Source organism: Streptomyces sp. AF1A (assembly GCF_047340315.1).
Lineage (GTDB): Bacteria > Actinomycetota > Actinomycetes > Streptomycetales > Streptomycetaceae > Streptomyces.
Genome location: NZ_JBLEBI010000304.1, coordinates 1 through 4,381, shown reverse-complemented (window position 1 = coordinate 4,381; position 4,381 = coordinate 1). Strand labels below are relative to the sequence as shown.

The 4,381-nt window shown below is 69.3% G+C and carries 3 protein-coding genes; 1 reads left to right on the top strand and 2 read right to left on the bottom strand.

Features of this window, described 5'->3' with window-relative positions; translation table 11 throughout:
* Window positions 1-107: 107 nt before the first annotated feature.
* Complete coding sequence (locus ACLU3S_RS36025; protein WP_413956188.1) at window positions 108-1,133, top strand: glycosyltransferase family 2 protein; 1,026 nt, start codon at window positions 108-110, stop codon at window positions 1,131-1,133.
* 39 nt (window positions 1,134-1,172) lie between these two features.
* On the opposite strand, the gene ACLU3S_RS36020 is transcribed toward ACLU3S_RS36025, so the two are convergent.
* Window positions 1,173-2,771, bottom strand: coding sequence for an LCP family protein (locus tag ACLU3S_RS36020; protein ID WP_413956189.1), 1,599 nt, complete (start codon window positions 2,769-2,771; stop codon window positions 1,173-1,175).
* A gap of 132 nt (window positions 2,772-2,903) precedes the next feature.
* Window positions 2,904-4,381 (bottom strand): LCP family protein (locus tag ACLU3S_RS36015; RefSeq protein ID WP_413956187.1); only part of this gene is annotated, 1,478 nt, incomplete at its 5' end.

Here is a 4,381-nt window from a genome sequence, read left to right as displayed (position 1 = left end):
CCGTACGTGGGATCCGTGAGCACCGTAGGCCGATACGATCTCCATCCCGCGCCGTGGCCCCGGCGGCGCGCACCGGTGTCCCCCGTTCGCGGTAACGTGAGCGTCCTATGAACGCCAACTCCGACGTGCGGCTCCCCGCCGTGTCTGTGATCATGCCCGTCCTCAATGAGGAGCGGCATCTGCGCGGGGCCGTCCAAGCGATCCTCGCGCAGGAGTACGCCGGCGAGATGGAGGTCGTGATCGCCCTCGGTCCGTCCACGGACCGCACGGACGAGATCGCCGCCGAGCTGGTCTCCGAGGACCCGCGCGTGCACACCGTCCCGAACCCCACCGGCCGTACCCCCGCGGCGCTGAACGCGGCGATCAAGGCCTCCCGGCACCCGATCGTGGTCCGCGTCGACGGCCACGGCATGCTCTCGCCGAACTACATCGCCACGGCCGTGCGGCTGCTGGAGGAGACCGGCGCGCAGAACGTCGGCGGCATCATGCACGCCGAGGGCGAGAACGACTGGGAGCGCGCGGTCGCCGCCGCGATGACCTCGAAGATCGGCGTCGGCAACGCGGCCTTCCACACCGGTGGCGAGGCGGGCCCCGCCGAGACGGTCTACCTCGGCGTGTTCCGCCGCGAGGCCCTCGAACAGCAGGGCGGCTACAACGAGGAGTTCATCCGCGCCCAGGACTGGGAGCTGAACTTCCGCATCCGCGAGGCGGGCGGCCTGATCTGGTTCTCGCCGGAGCTGAGGGTGTCGTACCGGCCCCGGCCCTCCGTGCGGGCGCTGGCCAAGCAGTACAAGGACTACGGCCGCTGGCGGCACGTCGTCGCGCGCTACCACTCCGGCTCCATCAACCTGCGCTACCTGGCCCCGCCGGTGGCGGTGTGCGCGATGGCGGCCGGCATCGTGGTCGGCGCGGCGCTCACCCCGTGGGGTTTCGTCGTCCCCGCCGGCTATCTGGCCGCGATCGCCGCGGGCTCAATCCCGGCGGGCAGGGGCCTGCCCCTGAAGGCGCGCCTCCAGATCCCGGTGGCCCTCGCCACCATGCACATGTCATGGGGCTGGGGCTTTTTGACCAGCCCGAAGTCGCTGGCGAAGAGGGTCATCGCATCGCGGCGGCCCGCGGTGCTCAGCTCCTGACCAGCCGTCGGGGCCCCGTTCCCGGGGCCCCGCTCGCGGTCACCACCGATAGGGCCCGTACACGTCCATGCACTTGCTGGTGTCCGCGCCGTTGATCGAGTCGGTGTTGCTCGGCAGGTCCCCGGGCTTGGGCGTGTGCTGCTTGGGGTAGTCGGTGCCGGTGCGCCAGTCCGCGCCGACGACGACGGTGACCCCCGAGACCGACGTCGACTGCCGCACCGAACTCATCGGGATGCCCAGCGCCTTGGCCACGGCCTGGGCGTCGCCCTGCAGATCCGCGCTCGGGTACTGCACGACCGTCTGCTGCACCGACCGCGTCCCCGACGTGTCGGTGGCGGCCCTGGCGTATCCCTGCCGGACCAGCGCCTGGCTGATCGCCAGCGCGCGTTGCGGCACCGCGGCCTCGGTCGAGGTCTGGGTGGCGTTCTGCACCAGCACGCCGAGCCGGCCCGGCTCGGTCGAGGGCGCCTTGGTCGCCGGGGACTTGTCGGACACCTGCTTGGCCTGCGACTTCTTGCCGTTCTTGTCGAGCGGTATGTCGTCGCGCAGCATCTCCCACATCTTGTCGGCGTTGACCTTGTCCGGCACGACGTGCTCTTTGTTCTCCGGGTCCTCGACGTTGGCCATCGTCACCGAGGTGATGCGGTCGGACGGCACCGACTTCATCTCCATGCCCAGGTCGTAGAGCTTCTTGACCGTGCCGATCTCCTGCGAGACCTTCAGCGACTTGGTCGCGGCCTCGGCCAGGTCCATCAGCCGCCCGCTGTCGGTGAAGACGTTCTGCTCCCGCAGCGTGCGCATCATCGAGTTGAGGTACATGTGCTGGGCGCGGGCGCGCATCAGGTCGCTGCCCCAGGCGTGCCGGGTGCGCAGCCACTGCAGGGCCTTCACGCCCTTGACCTTGTGCGTGCCGGCCGTCATCTTCAGCCCCGAGCCGCCTCGCTGGCTGGGCGTCGAGTGGTCCCACACGTTCTGCTTCACGCAGACGTCGACCCCGCCGATCGCGTCCGCCATCCGCACCACACCCGCGAAGTCGATCATCATCCAGTGGTCGATGTAGATCCCGGTGAGGTTCTCCCAGGTGGCCAGCGTGCAGCCGGCTCCACCCCGGGCCAGGGTGGTGTTGATGATGTCGGTGGTCGCCGGATACACCTTGCCGGTGTCGGGGTCGGTGCACTTGGGGATGTCGACGCGGGTGTCCCGGGGGATGCTCACCATGGCGGCGCTCTTGCGGTCCGCGGACAGGTGGATGAGCATCTGCACATCGGCGAGCGGGGGAGCGCCCACGCTCGCCTTGCTGCCGCCGAGCTTCAGGTTCGCCGCCGAGTTCCGGTCGTCCGAGCCGATCAGCAGGATGTTCAGCGGAGTCTGCCCGGCCGCGTTCGCCGGCGTCTTGCGCACCTTGGAGTCGTCGGCGCTGCTGCGCTCGCCCTTGCGGATGTTCGCGTTCAGGTGCTGGTAGTACAGGTAACCGGCGCCGGCCGTGCCGAGTATCACCACCGCCAGCACGGTCGCCGACCAGCGCAGGACGCGCCGTCTGCGCCGTGGCCGCCCGGCCGTGGACCCGTTTCTGCCCCGCCCTCCGCCGTGCCGGCCGGACCCCTCGGACGTCCTGCGGTCCCGCGGTGCCAGCGGCATTGTGTCGTCGACCGCGGGGTCCTGCCCTCGCACATCGCTCTGCGCCACTTCCTGCCCTCCCCACCCTTGCGCGTACAGCGGAACGGGTCCGCCCCGCGTCCAGTTAGACGCACGACGGACCCGTTGGGTTACCTATGACGCGCACTTCACCTTGTCCGCCGTGGACTTGTCCACGTCCGGTGCCTTCTTCGGAGCGGTGAGCGAGACGCCCGCGCCCTTGAAGTCCCTGCCCAGGGTCAGCGTCATCGCCGGCAGCCCCTGGGAGTTGATCACGCTCTTGCCCGGCTTGAGCGCGGAGCCGGACAGCCCCATGAGATGGGCCAGCTCCCGCGCCTGGGCCGCCTGGTCGGGCGCGTACTCCAGCGTCGTCCTGCTCAGTTGCGCCGGCGCGTTGCCCGCGTTCTCCGACTTCAGCACGCCCTCCTTGTTCTGCAGCCAGTCGAGGGTCTCCTGCGCGCTGCCGGCCTGGGCGCCGCCGTTGAGGATCCGCACCCGCACGTCGGAGGGCGCGGACCTGCTGCCCTTCAGCCGCGCGGCCTCGGCGTCCTTGGCCGCCTTCTGCTTCTTCTTCACCTCGGTGAAGGAGATGTCGTTGTTGATGGCGTCGAACACCTGCGGGGCCAGGGCCGGGTTCAGTATCACCGTCTTGTGGACGACGCCGTCGGCCGGGTTGTCCAGCACCGGCACGGTGAGGAACGTGATGTTCTTCGGCGGCACCTTCTTCAGCTCCAGGGCGATGTCCTTGAGGGTGCTCACGGAGCCGATCCCGGTGTCCACGGTGAGCGCCTTGGTGGCGGCCTCGGCGAGCTCCACCAGCTTGGTCGGGCTGGTCAGGGTGTCGCTGGAGGACATCTTGCGCATCAGCGAGGCCATGAACTGCTGCTGCACCTTGATGCGGTCCAGGTCGCCCTGGTTGCCCCAGCTGTGCCGGGTGCGGACGAAGGCCAGTGCCTGCTCGCCCTCCACCTTGGACTTGCCGGCGGGCAGGTGGAGGTGCGACTCCTTGTCGTTCACCGGGTGCGCGAGGCACACGTCGACGCCGCCGACCGCCTTCGTCAGCGTCTTCACCGCGTTGAAGTCCACCATCATGAAGTGCTGCGGCTGGATGCCGGTGATCTCCTTCACCGTGCGCATGGTGCAGCCCGGGTCGCGGCCGTCCTGCCCGAGGCTGGTGTTGAACCGCACGTTCTGCGTGCCGGCAATGATCTTCTCACTGCCGTCGGGCTGCTTGGTCGGGCAGTCCGGCACGTCGACGATCAGGTCGCGCGGAATGCTCAGCGCCGTCGCGTTCGTCCGGTCCTTCGACACGTGCAGCAGGATGTTGGTGTCCGCGTGCCCGGGACTGCCCTTGTCGCCGTAGCCCTCGTTGCCCTTGCCGGTCCGCTTGTCGGTGCCGATGATCAGGATGTTGAAGGCCTCGTTCTTGCTGAAGCCCTTCTCGCCCGCGTCGCCGATGTCGGTCGTCGTGACGTTTCCCTCGAGGTGTTTGACGTAGAGGTAGCCCGCGGTGCCCACGGCGACCAGCAGGAAGGCCGTGCCGCCGGCAGTCCACACCAGCGCCTTCTTCACCTTCGACTTCTTCTTCACGGGCCGGCGGCCGCGCCGCCCCT

Coding starts and splice junctions, on each gene's coding strand:
- ACLU3S_RS36025 (WP_413956188.1), top strand. CDS start 108: ATGAACGCCAACTCCGACGTGCGGCTCCCCGCCGTGTCTGTGATCATG.
- ACLU3S_RS36020 (WP_413956189.1), bottom strand. CDS start 2,771: ATGCCGCTGGCACCGCGGGACCGCAGGACGTCCGAGGGGTCCGGCCGG.